The sequence below is a fragment of the Phaeacidiphilus oryzae TH49 genome (assembly GCF_000744815.1).
Taxonomy (GTDB): Bacteria; Actinomycetota; Actinomycetes; order Streptomycetales; family Streptomycetaceae; genus Phaeacidiphilus; species Phaeacidiphilus oryzae.
The window spans coordinates 1586595-1604651 of record NZ_JQMQ01000005.1; the positions used below are offsets into that span (position 1 = coordinate 1586595).

At 75.4% G+C, this 18057-nt stretch carries 16 protein-coding genes; 9 read left to right on the forward strand and 7 right to left on the reverse strand.

Annotated features, from left to right (window positions below):
• Positions 1–9: 9 nt before the first annotated feature.
• Complete coding sequence (locus BS73_RS11375; RefSeq protein ID WP_037571516.1) at positions 10–804, forward strand: HpcH/HpaI aldolase family protein; 795 nt, start codon at positions 10–12, stop codon at positions 802–804.
• 70 nt (positions 805–874) lie between these two features.
• Here the strand turns inward: BS73_RS11375 and BS73_RS11380 are convergent, their stop codons facing one another.
• The 3 genes from BS73_RS11380 to BS73_RS11390 all read right to left on the reverse strand — a co-directional run bounded on the left by BS73_RS11380 (position 875) and on the right by BS73_RS11390 (position 4056).
• Positions 875–1915: a Gfo/Idh/MocA family protein gene (locus BS73_RS11380; RefSeq protein ID WP_037579147.1), complete on the reverse strand. Its 1041-nt coding sequence runs from the start codon at positions 1913–1915 to the stop codon at positions 875–877.
• A 101-nt stretch (positions 1916–2016) separates the two neighbouring features.
• On the reverse strand, positions 2017–3072 hold the full coding sequence (locus tag BS73_RS11385; RefSeq protein ID WP_037571517.1) for a Gfo/Idh/MocA family protein: 1056 nt from the start codon (positions 3070–3072) through the stop codon (positions 2017–2019).
• Positions 3073–3135: 63 nt separating this feature from the next.
• Complete coding sequence (locus BS73_RS11390) at positions 3136–4056, reverse strand: sugar phosphate isomerase/epimerase family protein (RefSeq protein ID WP_037571518.1); 921 nt, start codon at positions 4054–4056, stop codon at positions 3136–3138.
• A gap of 171 nt (positions 4057–4227) precedes the next feature.
• Here BS73_RS11390 and iolC point away from each other — a divergent pair, with 171 nt between their 5' ends.
• The 4 genes from iolC to iolD all read left to right on the forward strand — a co-directional run bounded on the left by iolC (position 4228) and on the right by iolD (position 9330).
• The gene (gene iolC, locus BS73_RS11395) at positions 4228–5385 is read left to right on the forward strand and encodes a 5-dehydro-2-deoxygluconokinase (RefSeq protein WP_084703970.1); all 1158 of its coding nucleotides are present in this window, start codon (positions 4228–4230) and stop codon (positions 5383–5385) included.
• A 114-nt stretch (positions 5386–5499) separates the two neighbouring features.
• A complete protein-coding gene (locus BS73_RS11400; RefSeq protein ID WP_456153924.1) occupies positions 5500–6405 on the forward strand; it encodes a Cgl0159 family (beta/alpha)8-fold protein in 906 nt (301 codons plus the stop codon).
• Between the two features lie 97 nt (positions 6406–6502).
• Positions 6503–7438, forward strand: coding sequence for a 5-deoxy-glucuronate isomerase (iolB, locus tag BS73_RS11405; RefSeq protein WP_037571521.1), 936 nt, complete (start codon positions 6503–6505; stop codon positions 7436–7438).
• The gene (gene iolD, locus BS73_RS11410) at positions 7435–9330 is read left to right on the forward strand and encodes a 3D-(3,5/4)-trihydroxycyclohexane-1,2-dione acylhydrolase (decyclizing) (protein WP_037571522.1); all 1896 of its coding nucleotides are present in this window, start codon (positions 7435–7437) and stop codon (positions 9328–9330) included. Before iolB ends, iolD begins: the two co-directional genes overlap by 4 nt.
• A gap of 281 nt (positions 9331–9611) precedes the next feature.
• Here iolD and BS73_RS11415 read toward each other — a convergent pair whose 3' ends face one another.
• The 4 genes from BS73_RS11415 to BS73_RS11430 form a co-directional block, all read right to left on the reverse strand.
• Positions 9612–10928: an MFS transporter gene (locus tag BS73_RS11415; RefSeq protein ID WP_407674997.1), complete on the reverse strand. Its 1317-nt coding sequence runs from the start codon at positions 10926–10928 to the stop codon at positions 9612–9614.
• A gap of 123 nt (positions 10929–11051) precedes the next feature.
• On the reverse strand, positions 11052–11918 hold the full coding sequence (locus tag BS73_RS11420) for an acyl-CoA thioesterase (protein ID WP_037579152.1): 867 nt from the start codon (positions 11916–11918) through the stop codon (positions 11052–11054).
• A gap of 141 nt (positions 11919–12059) precedes the next feature.
• Positions 12060–13412 carry an ABC transporter substrate-binding protein gene (locus tag BS73_RS11425; RefSeq protein ID WP_407675135.1) on the reverse strand — a complete coding sequence of 451 codons (1353 nt, stop codon included), beginning with the start codon at positions 13410–13412 and terminating at the stop codon, positions 12060–12062.
• On the reverse strand, positions 13409–13921 hold the full coding sequence (locus BS73_RS11430) for a hypothetical protein (RefSeq protein ID WP_235215379.1): 513 nt from the start codon (positions 13919–13921) through the stop codon (positions 13409–13411). Before BS73_RS11430 ends, BS73_RS11425 begins: the two co-directional genes overlap by 4 nt.
• 183 nt (positions 13922–14104) lie before the next feature.
• Here BS73_RS11430 and BS73_RS40675 point away from each other — a divergent pair, with 183 nt between their 5' ends.
• From BS73_RS40675 to BS73_RS11445, 4 genes are all read left to right on the forward strand, one after another.
• Positions 14105–14872 carry a hypothetical protein gene (locus BS73_RS40675; RefSeq protein WP_322987253.1) on the forward strand — a complete coding sequence of 256 codons (768 nt, stop codon included), beginning with the start codon at positions 14105–14107 and terminating at the stop codon, positions 14870–14872.
• A complete protein-coding gene (locus BS73_RS39435) occupies positions 14773–16644 on the forward strand; it encodes an ABC transporter permease (RefSeq protein WP_322987307.1) in 1872 nt (623 codons plus the stop codon). The genes BS73_RS40675 and BS73_RS39435 overlap by 100 nt, the downstream gene beginning before the upstream one ends.
• A gap of 94 nt (positions 16645–16738) precedes the next feature.
• Positions 16739–17344: an ABC transporter ATP-binding protein gene (locus BS73_RS39440; RefSeq protein ID WP_235215380.1), complete on the forward strand. Its 606-nt coding sequence runs from the start codon at positions 16739–16741 to the stop codon at positions 17342–17344.
• Positions 17341–18045, forward strand: a complete 705-nt coding sequence (locus BS73_RS11445; RefSeq protein WP_037571524.1) for an ATP-binding cassette domain-containing protein — start codon at positions 17341–17343, stop codon at positions 18043–18045. The genes BS73_RS39440 and BS73_RS11445 overlap by 4 nt, the downstream gene beginning before the upstream one ends.
• The last annotated feature ends 12 nt before the right edge of the window (positions 18046–18057 follow it).

Below are 18057 nucleotides of genomic sequence, written 5' to 3' on the forward strand. Positions count from 1 at the left end.
GAGGCCGAGTTGACCACCGCCGACGCCGTCCCCGCCGAGGAGTTCGCCGCCGCCCTGCGGGCCCGCCGCCGCCTGCTCGGCTACTGGTCCTGCCTGGACGCCCCGGCCGCCGTCGAGCGGCTGGCCGCGGTCGGCTGGGACTACCTCGTCCTGGACGCCCAGCACGGCCTGTTCGGCTACTCGGGGATGCTGGCCGACCTCCAGGCCATCGACTCGCGCGCGAGCACCGCGGTCGGCCTGGTCCGGGTGGAGAGCAAGGAGCTCGCCGCGATCGGCCACGCCCTGGACGCGGGCGCCGCCGGGGTCATCGTCCCGCTGGTCGACTCCCCGCAGGATGCGGCCGACGCGGTCGCCGCCGTGCGCTACCCGCCGGCCGGCCGGCGCTCCTTCGGCCCGATGCGCTCGCAGCTGTACATCGGCCCCAAGCCGGCCGACGCCAACCGGCAGAACGTGGTACTCGCGATGATCGAGACGGCCGCCGGCCTGGCCGAGGTCGAGCGGATCTGCGCCGTCCCCGGCCTGGACGGCGTCTATGTCGGCCCCTCCGACCTGCGGATCGCGCTAGGCGGCAGCGGCCCGGCGGACTCCTCCGTGGACGCGGAGTTCGAGCAGGCCCTCCAGCGGATCGCCAAGGCCGCGGAGTCCGCGGGGATCGCCGCCGGCATCCACACCCACGACGGGCGGGTGGCCGCCCGCAGGCTCGGCCAGGGCTTCACCTTCGCCACCGTCGCCAGCGACCTGATCCACCTGGAACAGGCCTCCCGCAACCACCTCGACGCGGCCCGGGGCGAACCCCGGCGCTGAGCCAGTGCTTTCGGCGCGGTCGGCGCAGGCGGCCCAGCGCGGCCCGCCCCGCCCCCGCCGACCGCTGCCGCTACCCCTGCTGTCCCTGCCCCTGTCGCGCCCGCAGCTCGGCCAGTTCCACCGGCCGCCCCTCGCGCCGGGAGAGGTCGCAGGCCTCCGCGACCCACAGCGCCTCCAGCGCGTCGCGCGGGGCGCAGGGGCTCGCCCGGCGGCCAGCCGCCACCTCCGCGAAGGCGGTCAGCTCGGCGACGTACGCGTCATGGAAGCGCTCTATGAACGTGCGGTAGGCAGCCCTCTCCTGACGCCACGTCAGCTTTCCCGCCGACTCCGCCGAATACAGCGGTACCCGGTCGTCCAGCCCGACGACCAGCCCGCCCGCCGAGCCGCAGACCTCCAGCCGGACGTCGTGACCGGCCCCGTTGTAGCGGGTCGCGGAGACCGTCGCCAGGGTGTCGTCGTCGAACCGCAGCAGCGCCGCGCAGGTGTCGACGTCCCCGCCCGCGGTGAAGAAGTCGGCCCCCTTGTTGGCCCCCTGCGCGTACACCGAGACGACCTCGCGGCCGGTCAGCCAGCGCATCACGTCGAAGTCGTGGATCGAGCAGTCCCGGAAGAGCCCGCCCGAGGTGGGGATGAACTCGGCCGGCGGCGGGGCCGCGTCGCAGGTCGTCGCGCGCAGCGTGTGCAGCCACCCCAACTCGCCGTTCCGGTACGCCGCTCGCGCCCGCGCGTAGCCCGCGTCGAACCGCCGCTGGAAGCCGATCTGCACCGGCACCCCGGACGACTCGGCCCGCTCGACCACGCCCAGCGTGCCGGGCACGTCCAGGGCGACCGGCTTCTCGCAGAAGACCGGCACCCGGTGGTCCAGCGCCTGGTGGATCAGCTCGGCGTGGGCGCTGGTGGCGGCCGTGACGACGACCCCGTCGACCCCGGCGGCGTACATCTCCCCGATCGACTCGGCGGCGAGGGCACCCCCGTCCAGGCGCTTGGCGAGCCCGCGCGCCCGCTCCGGGTCCAGGTCCGCGACGACGACCTGGGCCACCCCCGGCACCGCAAGGAGGGTCTCGGCGTGGAAGGCCCCGATCCGACCGGTCCCGATCAGCCCCAGCCGCAGACCCGCACCGGCCGCGCCGGCCGCGCCCGAGCCCGCACCGCCCGCGCTCAAGTCCGCAACGCCCGCGCCCACACCGCCCGAACCGCCCGCATCCGCCCCGCTCACGCGTACAGCCCCGGCCGCTCGGCCAGCTCCACGGCCGCCCGGTCGCCGCCCAGCCCCTGCGCCCGCACGCCGGCCTCGCAGACCGCCTGCGCCGCGTAGCCGTCCCAGGCGCTCGGGCCGACCGCCTCGCCCCGCCGCACGGCGTCCACCCAGGCCTGCACCTCCCGGTCGTACGCCTCCTCGAAGCGCTCCTCGAACCCCGGCACCACGTCCACCCCGTGGAACCCGGCCCCGCCGCCGCCCGCCGGCAGGTTGGCCACCACCCCGCGGTCGTCGCCGATCCGCGCGGTCCCGCTCTCGCAGACCGCCTCGCAGCGGACCTGGTAGCCGAAGCCGCAGTTGACGAAGATCTCGGTGTCGACCAGCCGCCCGCCCGCGGTCTCGAAGAGCACCAGCTGCGGGTCGGTCAGCCCCTCGGGGGCACGCGCGCTGGACGGCGACGTCCGCAGCACCCGCACCCCGGTGATCTCCTCGTCCAGCAGCCAGCGGGTGACGTCGATCTCGTGCACCACCGAGTCCTGGATGGTCATCGCGCTGGTGAAGAAGGGCGGCGAGGACGGGTTGCGGTGCTGGTGGTGGAGCATCAGCGGGCGCCCGTACCGGCCCTCGTCCAACCGCCGCTTCAGCGACTGGTAGTCGCGGTCGTACCGGCGCATGAAGCCGACCTGGATCAGCCGCCGGCCGAACCGCTCGGCGGCCCGCACCTCCGCCTCGACCACCCGCAGCGCCGCCGAGGACTCCGGCGTCATCGGCTTCTCGCAGAGCACCGGCATCCCGCGCTCCAACGCGGCCAGCAGCACCGCCTCGTGGGCCGGGCCGGAGGAGGCCACCAGCAGCGCGTCCACCGCCGGGTCGGCCAGCGCGGCCTCCGGGTCGGTGTAGGCGGCGCAGCCGTCGATCCCCGCGGCCAGGGCCTTGACCCGGTCCTCGTCGATGTCCGCGACCGCGGCCACCCGGGCCCCGCTGATCGCCCGCTCGATCCGGCGGACGTGGTCGCCACCCATCCGTCCGGTGCCGATCACGGCGACGCCCAGCGGTGCGCTCTGCTGCATGGACCCTCCCTCACTGCCTCTGTACTGCCGCTTCATTCGTATCAGGTGCGCCGGGACGCGTTCTCACGCCCCGCAGGATCGGAGGAACCGCCGGGTCCGCTCGGCGATCGGCAGCGGCCGCTCCGGCTCGCACGGGTACATGTCCTGCTCGACGATGGCGAAGAGGTCCACGCCCAGCCGCTGCGCGGCCTCCAGCACCGGCGGCAGCGCCGGAACGCCCAGCGGCGGCTCCACCATGACACCCTGCCGGACGGCGGGACCGAATGGGATGCCCTTGGCCCGCACGTCGGCCAGCACCTCCGGGTCGACCTGCTTGAGGTGGAGGTAGCCGATCCGCTCCCCGTAGGTCCTGATCAGTTCGACGCTGTCCCCGCCGCAGTAGGCGTAGTGCCCGGTGTCCAGGCAGAGGCTGACCAGCTCCGGGTCGGTCGCGTCCAGGAACCGGGCGGTGTGCTCCTCGGTGTCGATATGGGTGTCCGCATGCGGATGGACGACGATCCGCAGCCCGTACGCGTCCCCGACCCTGCGGGCCAGCCGCTCGGTGCCCTCGGCGAGGTGCCGCCACTGCTCGGCGGTCAGCTCCTCCGGCTCGATGATCTCGGCGGTCCTGTCGTCCCGCCAGAACGAGGGGATGACCACCAGATGCCCCGCCCCCGTCGCCCGGGCCAGCGCGGCGACCCGGGAGACCTGCTCCCAGGTCTCCTCCCAGACCGCCGGCCCGCGATGCAGGGCGGTGAACACCGTGCCCGCCGAGACGGAGAGCCCGCGCCGCTCCAACTCGCCGCTCAGCACGGCGGGTTCGGTCGGCAGGTAGCCGTAGGGGCCGAGCTCGATCCAGCGGTATCCGGCCTGCGCGACCTCGTCGAGGAACCGCCGCCAGGGCACCTGCTGCTCGTCCTCGGGGAACCAGACGCCCCAGGAGTCGGGGGCGGACCCGACCCGGATCCGGTCCAGGACGGGGGTGGCGAGTCCGTTCGCGGACACGGCGGTCTCCTCTCGCGGTCAGGTCGACGGTGACCGCTGGGAAGCCTTGTCAGGACGGGGCCCGAAGTCAAGAGAAAGTCCTGACATTCGTACGTCCGGATCTCGTGCGACAGGTCTGTATGTAAGGACAAATGCTTGACAGCATGGACCGTCCGGACTAGACCGGAGCCCATGACCACGCCCGCTGCCCCCGCGAACGCCCCCGCGAAGCCCGAGCCGGCACCGCCCTTCGACCTGATCACCATGGGCCGGATCGGGGTGGACATCTACCCGCTCCAGATCGGCGTGCCACTTGCCGAGGTGGAGACCTTCGGGAAGTTCCTCGGCGGCTCGGCCACCAACGTGGCGGTGGCCGCCGCCCGCCTCCGCCGGCGCTCCGCGGTGGTCAGCCGCACCGGCGCCGACCCCTTCGGCGAGTACGTCCACCGCGCCCTCCGCGAATTCGGCGTGGACGACCGGTGGGTGACGCCGGTTCAGCGGTATCCGACACCGGTGACGTTCTGCGAGATCTTCCCGCCGGACGACTTCCCGATCTGGTTCTACCGCCGCCCCAAGGCCCCGGACCTGGAGATCCACCCGGAGGAGCTGGACCTGGACGCGATCCGCTCGGCCGGCATCTTCTGGATCACCGGCACCGGCCTGTGCGAGGAGCCCAGCCGCACGGCCACCCTCGCCGCGCTGGCCGCCCGCTCGGCCCGACCCGGCGCCGGACCCACCGTCTTCGACCTCGACTGGCGGCCGGCCTTCTGGGGCGGCGAGGGCGGGGCCTCCGGGGACGGCGGCGAGGGCGGCGCCCGGGCGATGGCCGAGGCCCGCCCGATCTACCGCGAGGCGCTGGCGCACGCCACCGTCGCGGTGGGCAACCTGGACGAGGCCGAGGTCGCCACCGGCCTGCGCGACCCGCAGGCCTGCGCCGAGGCGCTGCTCGAACTCGGCGCCGAACTGGCCGTGGTGAAGCAGGGCCCGAAGGGCGTGCTCGCCCTCCACCGGGACGGCACCCGCGCGCAGGTGCCGCCGGTCCCGGTGGAGGTGGTCAACGGACTCGGCGCGGGCGACGCCTTCGGCGGCGCGCTCTGCCACGGACTGCTGGCCGGCTGGCCGCTGGAGCGGACGGTCCGCTGGGCCAACGCCGCCGGAGCGATCGTGGCCGGCCGGCTCGCCTGCTCCTCCGCCATGCCCACCCCGGAGGAGATCGAGCAGCGCCTCACCGAGACCGAGACCCGGGCCGACCCCGAGACCGAGGCCCCGGCCGACCCCGAGGCCGAGACCCAGGCCGGCTCCGGCGCCGACCACCACCCCGCGCCCAGGACGGCTCGCACCCGGGCCTGACGCCCCGTCACCCCCAACCTTCCCTCCCCCACCCCAGCCCGCACCACAGCCCGCACCCCAGCCCGCACCCGCAACTCCCGCACCACGCGCGACCACCCACGAGAGGCGATCCCCTTGTCGTCCATCACCATCGCCGACCTGCCGAGGCTGCGGGCCGTCCGGCCCGACGCCGTCGCGCAGGCAGCCGCCGCACGACGCCGGCGGCCCCTGCTCGATCCGGCGACCAACCGGCTGCTGATCGTCGCCGCGGACCACCCGGCCCGCGGCGCCCTCGCCGTCGGCGGCGACCGCCTCGCCATGGCCAACCGCGCCGACCTGCTGGCCCGCCTCTGCCTGGCCCTCTCCCGCCCGGGCGTGGACGGCGTACTCGCCACCGCCGACGTCCTGGAGGACCTCCTCCTCCTCGGCGCCCTGGACGAGAAGGTGGTGATGGGCTCGATGAACCGCGGCGGACTGGCCGGCTCCGCCTTCGAGCTGGACGACCGCTTCACCGGCCACCGCGCCGAGGACCTGGCCCGGCTCCGCTTCGACGCCGGAAAGCTGCTGCTCCGGATCGACTACGACGACCCGGGTTCGCTGCGGACCCTGGAGTCCGCCGCCCACGCCGTCGACGCCATGGCGGCGCTCCGGCTCCCGCTCTTCGTCGAGCCGTTCATCTCCCACCGGGTGGACGGCCGGGTACGCAACGACCTCGGCCTGGAGGCCGTCACCCGGTCCATCGCCATCGCCTCCGGCCTCGGCGGCACCTCCGCCTACACCTGGCTCAAGCTGCCGGTCACCGAGGACCCGGACGACATGGGCCCGGCCCTGGAGGCCTCCACCCTGCCCACCGTCCTCCTCGGCGGCGAGATCGGCACCCACCCGGGCGCCCAGGAGGCCGCGTACGCCAAGTGGGCCAAGGCGCTGCGGCTGCCCACCGTCCACGGCATGGTGGTCGGCCGCTCGCTGCTCTACCCCTCGGACGGCGACGTCCAGTCCGCGGTGGACACCGCGGTCGCCCTCCTCGCCGACGCCGCCTGACACCCTGTCCGCCGGCGCCCGGAAAGCCGCCGCCGAAACCGCACCGATCCGCCCCGACCCGCTCCTCCACCGGCCACCACCCTCCGAGGACCCGACGATGACCCACCCGCACACCGAGCTCCTCCACCTCCCCGCCACCCGGCCGCCCTCCGCCGAGGGCCCGTCCACCCCGTACACCGTCGACGTGACCCCCGAGTCGGCCGGCTGGGGCCACTCCTCCCTCCGCGTCCTCACCCTCGCCCCCGGCCAGGAGCACGCGTTCGCCACCGGCGACAGCGAGTGGATCGTCCTCCCCCTCTCCGGCGGCTGCACGGTCACCGCCACCGAGGCCTCCGGCGACACCCACGCCTTCCGACTCACCGGCCGGGCAAGCGTCTTCACCTCCCCCACGGACTTCGCCTACCTCCCCCGGGACGCCTCGGCCCGGATCGCCTCCGCTGCCGGCGGCCGGTTCGCCCTCACCGGCGCCCGCTGCGAGCGCCGCCTCCCGGCCCGCTACCGGCCGGCCTCCGCGGTCCCCGTCGAGCTGCGCGGCAGCGGCTCCTGCTCGCGCCAGGTCAACAACTTCGCCGCGGCCGACGTCTTCGCCTGCGACCGGCTGATCGCGGTCGAGGTGCTCACCCCCGGCGGCAACTGGTCCTCCTACCCGCCGCACAAGCACGACGAGGAACGCCCGGGCGAGGAGAGCGAGTTGGAGGAGATCTACTACTTCGAGATCGCCGACTCCCCGGCCGGCACCCCCGGCCTCGGCTACCAGCGGGTCTCGCCCTCCGGCCACGGCAAGGTCGGCACCGACCTCCTCGCCGAGGTCCGCTCCGGCGACACCGTCCTCATCCCGGACGGCTGGCACGGCCCCTCGATCGCCGCCCCCGGCCACGACATGTACTACCTCAACGTCATGGCCGGCCCCGGCGCCGAGCGCGCCTGGCTGATCTGCGACCACCCGGACCACGGCTGGATCCGCTCCACCTGGCCCGACCAGCCCGTGGACCCCCGTCTCCCCCTCTACCCCGCCGCCGGAGACCACCGATGACGAACAGCCGTTCCCAGCAGCAGCCCACCGTCCGCCTCACCACCGCCCAGGCCCTGGTCCGCTTCCTGGCCGCCCAGCACACCGAGCGGGACGGCGAGCGCCGCCGCCTGATCGACGCCGTCTGGGGCATCTTCGGCCACGGCAACGTGGCCGGCCTCGGCCAGGCCCTGGTCCAGTCCGGCCAGTCCGCCATGCCCTTCCACCAGGGCCGCAACGAGCAGGCCATGGTGCACGCGGCGGTCGGCTTCGCCCGGCAGAACGACCGGCTCTCCGCCCAGGCCGTCACCACCTCGATCGGCCCCGGCGCCACCAACCTGGTCACCGGTGCGGCCCTGGCCACCGTCAACCGCATCCCGGTGCTCCTCCTCCCCGGCGACGTCTTCGCCACCCGCGTGGCGGACCCGGTCCTCCAGCAGCTCGAAGTCCCCTACGCCGGCGACCTGTCGGTCAACGATGCCCTCCGCCCGGTCTCCCGCTACTTCGACCGGATCACCAGGCCGGAGGCGCTGATCCCGGCCGCCCTCTCCGCGATGCGCGTCCTCACCGACCCTGCCGAGACCGGCGCCGTCACCCTCGCCCTCCCGCAGGACGTCCAGGCCGAGGCGTACGACTGGCCCGAGGACCTCTTCGCGGAACGCGTCTGGCGGGTGGCCCGCCCGGTCCCCGAGCCCGCCGCCCTCGCCGACGCCGCCGAGGCCGTCCGCCGCGCCCGGCGCCCGCTCCTCATCGCCGGCGGCGGAGTCCACCACTCCCGGGCCGAGGAGGCCCTGCGCGCCCTCGCGGACGCCACCGGCATCCCGGTCGCCTCCACCCAGGCCGGCAAGGGCTCCCTCCGCCACGACCACCCCGCCGACGTCGGCGGGATCGGCCACACCGGGACGGCCGTCGCCGACGCACTCGCCCGCGAGGCGGACCTGGTCATCGGGGTGGGCACCCGCTACACCGACTTCACCACCGCCTCCTCGACCCTCTTCGCGAACCCCCGGGTCCGCTTCCTCAACCTCAACATCGCCTCCTTCGACGCCCACAAGCAGTCCGCCCTCCCCCTGGTCGCCGACGCCCGCGAGGCCCTGACCGCCCTCACCGCGGCCCTGGCCGACGGCCACCGCGTCTCCCCCGCCTACGAGTCGGAGTACACCGACGCCAAGAAGCAGTGGGAGTCCCTGGTCGACGCCGCCTACGCGGCCCCCGACCCGGAGGCCCGCCCCTCCCAGACCCAGGTCCTCGGCCTCCTCGACGAGATCGTCGGCGAGGAGGACGTCGTCATCAACGCCGCCGGCTCCCTCCCCGGCGACCTCCACAAGCTGTGGCGGGCCCGCTCCCCGCGCCAGTACCACCTGGAGTACGGCTACTCCTGCATGGGGTACGAGATCCCCGCCGCCATCGGCGTCCAACTCGCCGCCCCGGACCGGCGGGTGTGGTCCCTGGTCGGCGACGGCACCTACCTCATGCTCCCCACCGAGCTGGTCACCGCCGTCCAGGAAAGGCTTCCCGTCAAGCTGATCCTCTTCCAGAACCACGGCTACGCCTCGATCGGCGGTCTCTCCGAGGAGACCGGCGCCGAGGGCTTCGCCACCGCGTACCGCTTCCGCGCCCCCGACGGCAGCTACACCGGGGACCCCCTCCCGGTGGACCTCGCGGCCAACGCCGCCTCCCTCGGCCTCACCGTCCACCGAGCCGACTCGGTCGCCACCCTCCGCAAGGCCCTCGCCGCCGCCGCCGAGGCCACCACCCCCACCTGCGTCTACGTGGAGACGTCCGCCACCCCCCAGGCCCCACCCGCCCAAGCCTGGTGGGACGTCCCCGTAGCCGAGACCGCCACCACCCCCGCCGCCGAAGCGGCCCGCGCCCGCTACACCCCCCACACGGCCACCCGAACCCGCCACCTGTAACCCGCGGCGTGCTGTCGCGCCCTCTGCGCAGCGCCGCAGGCGCAAGCAAGGGGCGCGGGGAACTGCGCGCCCAGCCCACTACGGCGCCGCACCCGGCAACGGCCCCCGGGTTGCAACCCGGACTCCGTTGCCGACTGCGGGCAGTCGATGGCCGGGCGCGCAGTTCCCCGCGCCCCTGGATTCGCCCTTCGGACTTCATCCCGGGGCTGCCAGCGGGGCCCGGGGCGGCAGCCCCGGGAAACGGGAAGGGGCGGGGCTGGGGCAGAAGAGAAAAGACCCGCCTACGGCGTAGGCCGCCGCGCGTCATACCGCACGAACCCCGGCCGCATCAGCGCCAGCACCACGATCCCCGCCACACACGCCAACCCCCCGCTCACCGCCGAGAACCCCGGCGAGGTCAACTGCGCCACCGTCCCCGCCTCGAAGTCCCCCAACCGCGGCCCCCCGGCCACCACCACGGTGAACACCCCCTGCAACCGCCCCCGCATCTCGTCCGGCACCGCTTCCTGCAGGATCGTGTTCCGGAAGATCATGCTGACCGTGTCCGCGCACCCCGCGGCCGCCAACAGCACCAGCCCGACCCACAGTTCACGCAGCGCCCCGAAGCCCGCGATGGTCAGCCCCCACGCCAGCACGGCCAGGATCACCGCGAGCCCGTGCCGCCGCACCCGTCCGACCCACCCGGAGAACAGCGCCCCCAGCAGCGCGCCCACCGCCGGCGCCGCCGTCAACAGGCCCACCACCCCCGATCCGCCGTGGTAGAAGGCCACCGCGATCGCGGGAAAGATCGCCCGGGGCATTCCGAAGACCATCGCCACGATGTCCGCGACGAAGCTGGTCCGCAGGTTCGGCCGGCCGCGCAGGAACCGCAGCCCGGCCATCACCGTGGTCCGCTCCCGCGCGTCGCCCGCCAGCGGCCGCATCGCCGGCAGCCGCCACATCGCGTACAGCGAGGCCCCGAACGCCAGGGTGTCCACCAGGTACGCGGCCTGGTACCCGACCGTCCCGATCAGCACCCCGCCCAGCATCGGCCCGACCGTCAGCCCCAGGTTCATGCTGACCGACCCGAGCGCGTTGGCCGCCGGCAGCTGCTCGCCCGGCACCAGCCTCGGGATCATCGCGGCACGCGCCGGCGCGTTGAGCGCGAAGAACACCGCCTGCACCGCGACCACCGCGTACAGCAGCCACACCTGGCGCAGCCCCAGCGCCGCCTGCAGGGTCAGCACCGCCGACAGCAGGGCCAACCCGGAGGCCCCCAGCAGCCCGATCCACCGCCGGTCGAACCGGTCGGCGATCACGCCCCCGTACAGCCCGACCCCGACCAGCGGGATCAGCGAGCAGAGCCCCACCACGCCGGTCGCGAACGAGGACCGGGTCAGCGCGTACACCTGCACCGACACGGCCAGCGCGGTCATCTGCTGCCCGATCGAGGAGACCGCCTGCCCGGCCCAGATCCGCCGGAAGTCCGGGCTGGACCGGAGCGGCGTGATGTCCGCGAGGACCTGGCCGAGCAGCGAGCGTATCCGGCCGGGCCGGGCGGGCGGCGGTCCGCCCGGCGTCTCCCCGGCGGGCCCCGGGGTGGAGAGCTGTTGTGTCACAGCCAGCCATCCTCGCATCCCCGCCGGGCGCCCCCGGCCCCACCAGGGCGGCCGGGGCTGCCACAACGGCAGGGGCCCACCGGGCCCCTGCCACGACGGCAGAGCCCACCGGGCCGGCCGGTCCTACCGCCGCATCCGCCGGAACAGCCCCTCCTGCACCACGGAGACCACCAACCGCCCCTCGCGGTCGAAGATCTGCCCGGTGCCGAGGCCCCGGCCGCCGCCCGCCACCGGCGACTCCTGGGTGTAGAGCAGCCAGTCGTCGGCCCGGAACGGCCGGTGGAACCACATCGCGTGGTCCAGCGAGGCCAGGTCGAACTTCCGGCGGTTGCCGAACAGCGGCTCGTTCCCGACCCGCACCGCGTCCAGCAGCGTCAGGTCGCTGGCGTAGGTCACCGCGCAGACGTGGATCAGCGGGTCGTCCCCCAGCTTCCCGTCCGTCCGCAGCCAGACCGCGCTGCGCTGCTCGGCCGCCGCGATCTCCTCGTCGGTCCACCGCAGCCGGTTGACGTACCGCAGGTCGAAGGGCTGACGCCGATTCAGGTTCCGTACGGCCTCGGCGCCCAGTCCCTGGGTCACCTCGTCCACCGCGGAGGGCAGGGACTCCGGCGCGGGCACCTCCGGCATCGTCACCTGGTGCTCGATCTCCCCCTCCTCCGGCTTGTGGAAGTCGGCGGTCAGGGCGAAGATCGTCTTCCCCTGCTGGACCCCGAGCACCCGGCGGGTGGTGAAGGAGCGTCCGTCCCGCAGCCGGTCCACCTGGTAGACGATCGGCACCCCGGGCATCCCCGGCCGCAGGAAGTAGGCGTGCAGCGAGTGCACCGGCCGCCCCTCCTCGACCGTGCGGCCGGCGGCCACCAGCGCCTGCCCGGCGACCTGTCCGCCGAAGACCCGCTGGAGTGACTCCTCCGGGCTGCGGCCCCGGAAGATGTTGACCTCGATCTGCTCCAGGTCCAGCAGGTCGACCAGCTGGTCGACGGCGTCTCCCATGTCGTTGCTCTCCATGTCCTCGGGCCCGCCGGCCCTCCGGGTGCGGAACGCGGGAGGAGGGAGCGGGCATGCATACCGGGACAATTGTCCCGCGCCGCCCGTCCCGCCCCTCCCCCGGCCCCCGCCCGGTGTGTCCCCGGCTCAGGACCGGTACGGCAGCGCCGGCACCAGGAAGCAGTTCCGGTCCATGTCCGGCACCTGCGTCACCCACCCCCGGCCGTCCGTCCACCGCGCCACGTCAAGGCACACCCGCTGCGGCCCGCTCGGCGGCGGCCGGTGGGTGAACGAGGCCGGCACGATCAGCCCGTGGGCGTCGTAGGGCTTCCCGCTGTCCATGAACCGCCGCAGGCAGTCCGGCCGCACCCCCGAGGGGCCGCAGGAGGCCGCCGCGTCCGCGAGCCACTGCGCGGCCGCCCATCCCTCCAGCTCCCACTGCGACATCCGGGCGGCCCGGTCCGGGTAGAACCTCGCCATCGCCTCCCGGAACCGGCGCACCGCCGGGTAGCGGACGTCCTGGTAGCTCCGGCTGTCCGAGGTCGCCCAGAGCGCGTTCCGGCAGCCCGGCGTCGCCGCGTAGTCGGCGGCCGCCTGCTCCGACCAGTTCTGCACATTGGTGACCTTGGCCAGCACCCGCACCCCGTCCGCCTGCATCGCCTGGCAGAGCCCGGCGTTGCCGCGGGTGTCCATGGCGTCGAAGAGCAGCTGGGTGCCCGCGTTCCTCAACCGGGCCGCCACCGAGCCGAACTGCGGCAGCGCGAAGTCCACCGTGGCGCGCAGCACCGAGTACCCCTCGGCCCGCAGCCCCTGCGCCAGTTGGCCGGCGTAGGAGGCCGAGGCGGACTGGTTGTAGGAGACCACGGCGGCCCGCCGCGCCCCCAGCGTCTGCCGGAAGTAGCGGTACACCTCGGTGGTCTGGTACCGGGTGCCGGCCCAGCCCACCGCGCTGCCGTCGCGCGGCTCCGAGCTGCCGTAGATCTGGTAGAGCCCGGGGTAGCGGTCGTACGCCGGGCCGAGCGGCTCGCCGCCGATGTCCGGCACGCCCTTGGCGCTCACATACGAGGCCCCGGCGTAGTCCAGCGTGGTGGTGGCCACCAGCGCCACCACCCGGTCCTGGTCGATGAGCCGGTGGACGCAGTCCTGGTCGCCGATCCCGCTGCCGCCGTCGTCGCAGGTGAAGACCCGCACGGGCGCGCCGTCCAGCTCGGGCTCCGCCTTGAGGAAGGCCTGCGCCCCGTACATCGGCCCGGTCAGCGCGTCCCCGCCGAGCGGGCTGGTCTGCGAGGCGATGATCCCCACCCGCACGGGCGTCCGTCCGCCCGCCCCGGTGGAGGACGTGCCGGAGCCGGCGGCCGGCGCGGAGGCGAAGTCACGCAGCGGCAGCCGGCTCCCGCACCCGCCCAGGGCCAGCGCCCCCGCCACCGCGCAGACCAGCGCGATCAGCAGCAGCCGGCCCCGGGCCGGGCGCCGCCCCCCGAGGGAGGCGGGCGGCCTCAGCACCCCGGCACGCTCTTTCCGCTGAGCTGCACCAGCGAGCAGAGGGTGGTGTCGCCCACCTTCCAGGTGCCGTTCTCCAGCACGGACTGACCGGCGGCGTTCGGCAGCACCGGCGCGCCCTTGAGGCTGAGGGTGTAGGTGACCTTGGCCGCCGTGGCGCCGGTGAAGTCGACCGCGGTGACCTTCGCGCTCACCTGCCCCATCCGCGGGTCCCCGGCGAAGCCCTGCAGCACGGGCTGCATCGCCGAGCCGTGCTGCACCAGAGCCGCCTTCTCGGCCGCCGGGGTGCCCGGGTTGAAGAACTTCTCCCAGTTCCGGACGATCTCCGCCTTGGCCGCGGCCGGATCCGAGGGCTGGGCCGCCGAGCCGCTGGACGGGGCCGCCGGTGCCGAGGTCGCCGGTGCGCTGCTCGCGCCGGCCGTTCCGCTGGATCCCGTGCCACCGCCCGAGCCGCTGCTGCACGCGGCTCCGCCGAAGGCGAGCAGCACCGCGAGTCCCGCCGCTGCCATTCCACGTCTGTTCCGGACCATCGTTCTCACCGCCGATGCGTGCCGGTCATGTCATGTGCGCCGCCACTAGGCTAGGACGGGTGTCACCGGTTCCGGCCCCCTCGGGAGCGGAACGCAGGCAAATCGTGACCGGCCCTCGGCACACCAGATCTTCGGAGCATCGGCGACCACCGGGGTGACGCGATGACCGAACCACGTACGACGGCCCTGCGGCACGCGGTCGGACGACTGCCGCAGGCGCTCGGCGCGGCCGCGCGCCTCCTCGCCCACCGGCCCTGGTACCCGGTGGCGGCGCTCGGCGCGCTGCTCTGCGCCCTCGGCTGGTACGGGATCTCCGGCGAGCGCTACCCGGCCCGCCAACTCCCGTACCTGGCCTCGGCGTCGATCCCGGGGGCCGCCCTGCTGGTGGCCGCGGCCGTACTCCTCGCCCGGCACCGCGCGGACGCGGCCGGGGACCAGGAGACCCGCCGCCGGATCGCCGAGATCCACGCCCTCCTGCTGGAGGCGGCCGACGACCTCCGCGACCCCGGCGCCACCGCCGCCGGCCGCCCGGAGGCACCGGCGCCCCCGGTCGCCCTCCCCGGCAGCACCCTCTACCACCGCCCGTCCTGCCGCCTGGTCCGCGGCAAACCGGGCGCCGCCGCGGTCGACCCGGCCCTCGACGGCCGCGGTCTCTCGCCGTGCCCGGTCTGCCTGCCCGGGCCCGGCGAGGACCCAGGCACCGCCGACGCCGCCCCCGCCGCCCCCGCCACCCCGCCGCCGAGCCCGGTCCCGCCTCCGACTCCCGTCCCGCCCAAGGGGGTTGACCGATGCCCGGCACCGACCTCACCGTCGACCTCGCCCTCGCCGGGATGGCGACCGGCAGCGCCGCCGCCCTCTCCGGCCTCGGCCTGGTGGTCTGCCACCGCACCACGGGCGTCCTCAACCTGGCCCAGGGCGCGATCGCGATGATCACCGCCTACGCCCTCCGCCAGACCGCCGTCGTCTGGCACTGGCCGCTCGCCCTGGCCGCCCCGGTCTGCGTCCTCCTCTTCGCCCCGGCGCTCGGCTGGACGCTGGACGCGCTGGTCTTCCGCCCGCTCCAGCGCGCCGGCGCGGACCCCACCCGCACCCTGGTCTCCACCCTCGGCGTCTTCATCGCCCTGATCGGCGCGGCCACCCTGCTGTGGGGCCGGGCGCCGCTCGCCGACACCCCCGCCCTGGTCCCGGCCGACTCCGTGGGCAGCCTCGGCGGGCAGCCGATCCGGCTGGACACCGTGGTCCAACTCGCCGCCGTACTGGCCCTGGCCGGGCTCACCGCCGGCGTCGGCCGCTGGACCAGGTTCGGCACCGAGGTCCGCGCCGTGGTCGACAACCGCCGGCTGGCCGAGCTGAACGGCGTGGACGCGGACCGGGTGGCCTCCGTCGGCTGGGCCTTCGGCGCCTTCACCGCCGGGCTGACCGGCGTCCTCCTCGCCCCGCTGCTCCGCCTCGACCCGTACGGGCTGCCGCTGCTGGTGATGGAGACCATGGCGGTGGCGGTCGCCGCCCGGCTGCGCGGCCTGGGCACGGCGGTGCTCGCCGGACTGGCGCTCGGCGTCGCGCAGAGCGAGCTGAGCCGCTTCCACCTGCCGGGCAGCGCCGACCAGTTGCTCCAGTCGCTGACCGCCAACCTGTTCGTGGTCGCCCTGCTGGCCGTGGTGCTGCTGCCGTCCGGAGCCAGTTGGAGCCGGTCAGTCGAGGGGCCGGCGACAAGCCGCCGCCCGGAACGCCTCGGCGCCGGCGGCCGGGGCGCGCTGCCCGCCCTCGCCCTGTCGCTGCTCCTCCTCCCGCTGTGCCTGCGCGGCCAGTCCCTCCACACCGCGCTGGCCTTCCCGGCCCTGGCGCTGATCCTCCTCTCGCTCACCGCGGTCACCGGCTACGGCGGCCAGATCTCCCTGGGCCAGGCCGGATACGCCGGCCTGGGCGCCCTCTTCACCGGCTGGCTCACCACCGGCCCAGGACTGCCGACCCTCCCGGCCCTCCTCCTCGCCGTCGCGATCACCGCCCCCTTCGGCCTGCTCACCGGCTGGCCGGCGATCCGCCGCCGCGGCCTCGCGCTGGCCGTGGCCACCTTCGCCGTCGGCACCGCGATGAGCCGGTTCGTCTTCCAACAGCCGTACGCCACCCAGAACCTGGACCTCACCCGGCACGGCTGGGCAGCTGGGGACCGCGCGTTCTACGCCGCCGAGGCGGCCCTGCTGCTGCTCGGCCTCCTCGCCGTCCACGCCCTCCACCGCGGCCGCCCGGGCCGGGCGATCGCCGCCATGCGCGACCACGAGGCGGCCGCCGAGGCGGCCGGGGTGGACGTCCCCCGGCTGAAGCTGGCGACCTTCGTGGCCGGCGCCGCGCTGGCCGCCCTCGGCGGCGGACTCCTCGCCCTCGGCGGCCAGGCCTTCGACCCGGACGCCTTCGACCCGGTGATCGGCCTGGTGTGGTTCGCCGCGGTGGTGGTCCTGGGCGCGGACCGCCCGGCCCGCGCCGTCCTCGCGGCGGCGCTGCTCACCGCGCTGGACGGGCTGGCCCCCAGCCAGTCCCTCTCCACCGCGCTGATCGGCCTGCTGGCCCTGCTCCAGGGCCGCTTCCAGGCGCGCCCCGGCCTGCCGCCGGCCCTCCGGCTCCGGCTGCCGCACCGGCCGGAACCGCGCCCGCTCCGCCCCACCGCCCTGGCCCGCGCCCTCCTCGCCCGGAGGGCCGCGCCATGACCGCCCCGAACCCGGCCCCCCGACCGCGCTCCCGCCGGACGGCCCCGTCCTCGCCGCCCACGGCCTCAGCAAGCGCTTCGGCGGAGTGACCGCGGTGGACCGCGCGGAACTCTCCGTCCCGGCGGCCCGGATCACCGCCCTGACCGGCCCCAACGGCGCCGGCAAGAGCACCCTCTTCGACTGCCTGGCCGGTGCCGCCCGCCCGTCCGCCGGCCGGGTGCTGCTCTCCGGACGGGACGTCACCCGCCTTCCCCCGCACGCGCGTTCCCGCCTCGGCCTGGCCCGCACCTTCCAGCACCTGGCCGTCTTCCCGTCCCTGACGGTCGCCGAGAACCTCCGGCTGGGCGCCGACCGCACCCCCGACCCGCCGGCCACCGTGGCCGCCGTACTGGACCGGCTCGGCCTCACCCGACTCCGCGACCACCCCGCCGACGGCCTCCCCACCGGCACCCTCCGCCTGGTCGAGCTGGGCCGGGCGCTGGCCGCCCGCCCCCGGGTGCTGCTGCTGGACGAGCCCGCCGCCGGCCTGGACCACGCCGAGACCGCCGGCCTCGACGAACTCCTGCGCACCCTCGCCGTCGGGGACGGCATCGCCCTCCTCCTCGTCGAGCACGACGCCGAGCTGGTCTCCCGGCTGGCCGACCGCGTCTACACGATGACCGCGGGCCGGCTGGCCCTCGCCGAGGGAGGCCGGGGATGACCGCCCCGCCCCCCGGCCTCTCCGCCGAACTGCGCGCGATCCGGGCCGGCTACGGCCCGCTGGAGGCCCTCCACGCGGTGGACCTCCCGGTCCCGGCCGGCTGCTGCACCCTGCTCCTCGGCCGCAACGGGGCCGGCCGCAGCACCGCGCTGCGGGTCCTGGCCGGCACCCTCCGCCCGACCGCCGGCCGGGTGCTCCTGGACGGGCGGGACGCCACCCGTCTCGGCCCGTGGCGCCGGGCCCGGCTCGGCCTCTGCGCCGTCCCCGACGAGCAGGCCGTCTTCCCCTCCCTCACGGTGGCCGAGCACCTGGCGGTCTCCGGGGCCGACCCCGCAGAGGTGCTCGACCGTCACTTCCCCGAGCTGCGGCGGCTGTTGGACCGCAGGGCCGGCACCCTCTCCGGCGGCGAGCAGCGGATGACCGCGCTCTGCCGGGCCCTGGCCGGCCCCGCCCGGCTGCTGGTCCTGGACGAGTTCGGCCGGGGCCTCGCCGAGGAGGTCCGGCATCGGGTCTTCGCCGCCCTCGCGGAGGCGGTGGCCGCCGGCCGCACGGTGCTCCTCGCGGAACAGGGACCGCCGCCCGGCGATCCCTTCCCGCCCGGCCGGTGCTTCGTCCACGTCCTCCACCGCGGCCGGATCGCCTTCTCCGGGGAACCCGCCGAACTGACGCGTCAGGGGCCCGGCCTGCCGCCGGGCCCCTGACGGGGAGAGCTA

Bases quoted from the DNA above. Each gene is read 5' to 3' on its own strand.
- BS73_RS11385 (WP_037571517.1), bottom strand. From the start codon at position 3,072: ATGCAGCAGAGCGCACCGCTGGGCGTCGCCGTGATCGGCACCGGACGG.
- iolC (WP_084703970.1), top strand. From the start codon at position 4,228: ATGACCACGCCCGCTGCCCCCGCGAACGCCCCCGCGAAGCCCGAGCCG.
- iolB (WP_037571521.1), top strand. From the start codon at position 6,503: ATGACCCACCCGCACACCGAGCTCCTCCACCTCCCCGCCACCCGGCCG.
- iolD (WP_037571522.1), top strand. From the start codon at position 7,435: ATGACGAACAGCCGTTCCCAGCAGCAGCCCACCGTCCGCCTCACCACC.
- BS73_RS11420 (WP_037579152.1), bottom strand. From the start codon at position 11,918: ATGGGAGACGCCGTCGACCAGCTGGTCGACCTGCTGGACCTGGAGCAG.
- BS73_RS11430 (WP_235215379.1), bottom strand. From the start codon at position 13,921: ATGGCAGCGGCGGGACTCGCGGTGCTGCTCGCCTTCGGCGGAGCCGCG.
- BS73_RS40675 (WP_322987253.1), top strand. From the start codon at position 14,105: ATGACCGAACCACGTACGACGGCCCTGCGGCACGCGGTCGGACGACTG.
- BS73_RS39435 (WP_322987307.1), top strand. From the start codon at position 14,773: ATGGCGACCGGCAGCGCCGCCGCCCTCTCCGGCCTCGGCCTGGTGGTC.
- BS73_RS11445 (WP_037571524.1), top strand. From the start codon at position 17,341: ATGACCGCCCCGCCCCCCGGCCTCTCCGCCGAACTGCGCGCGATCCGG.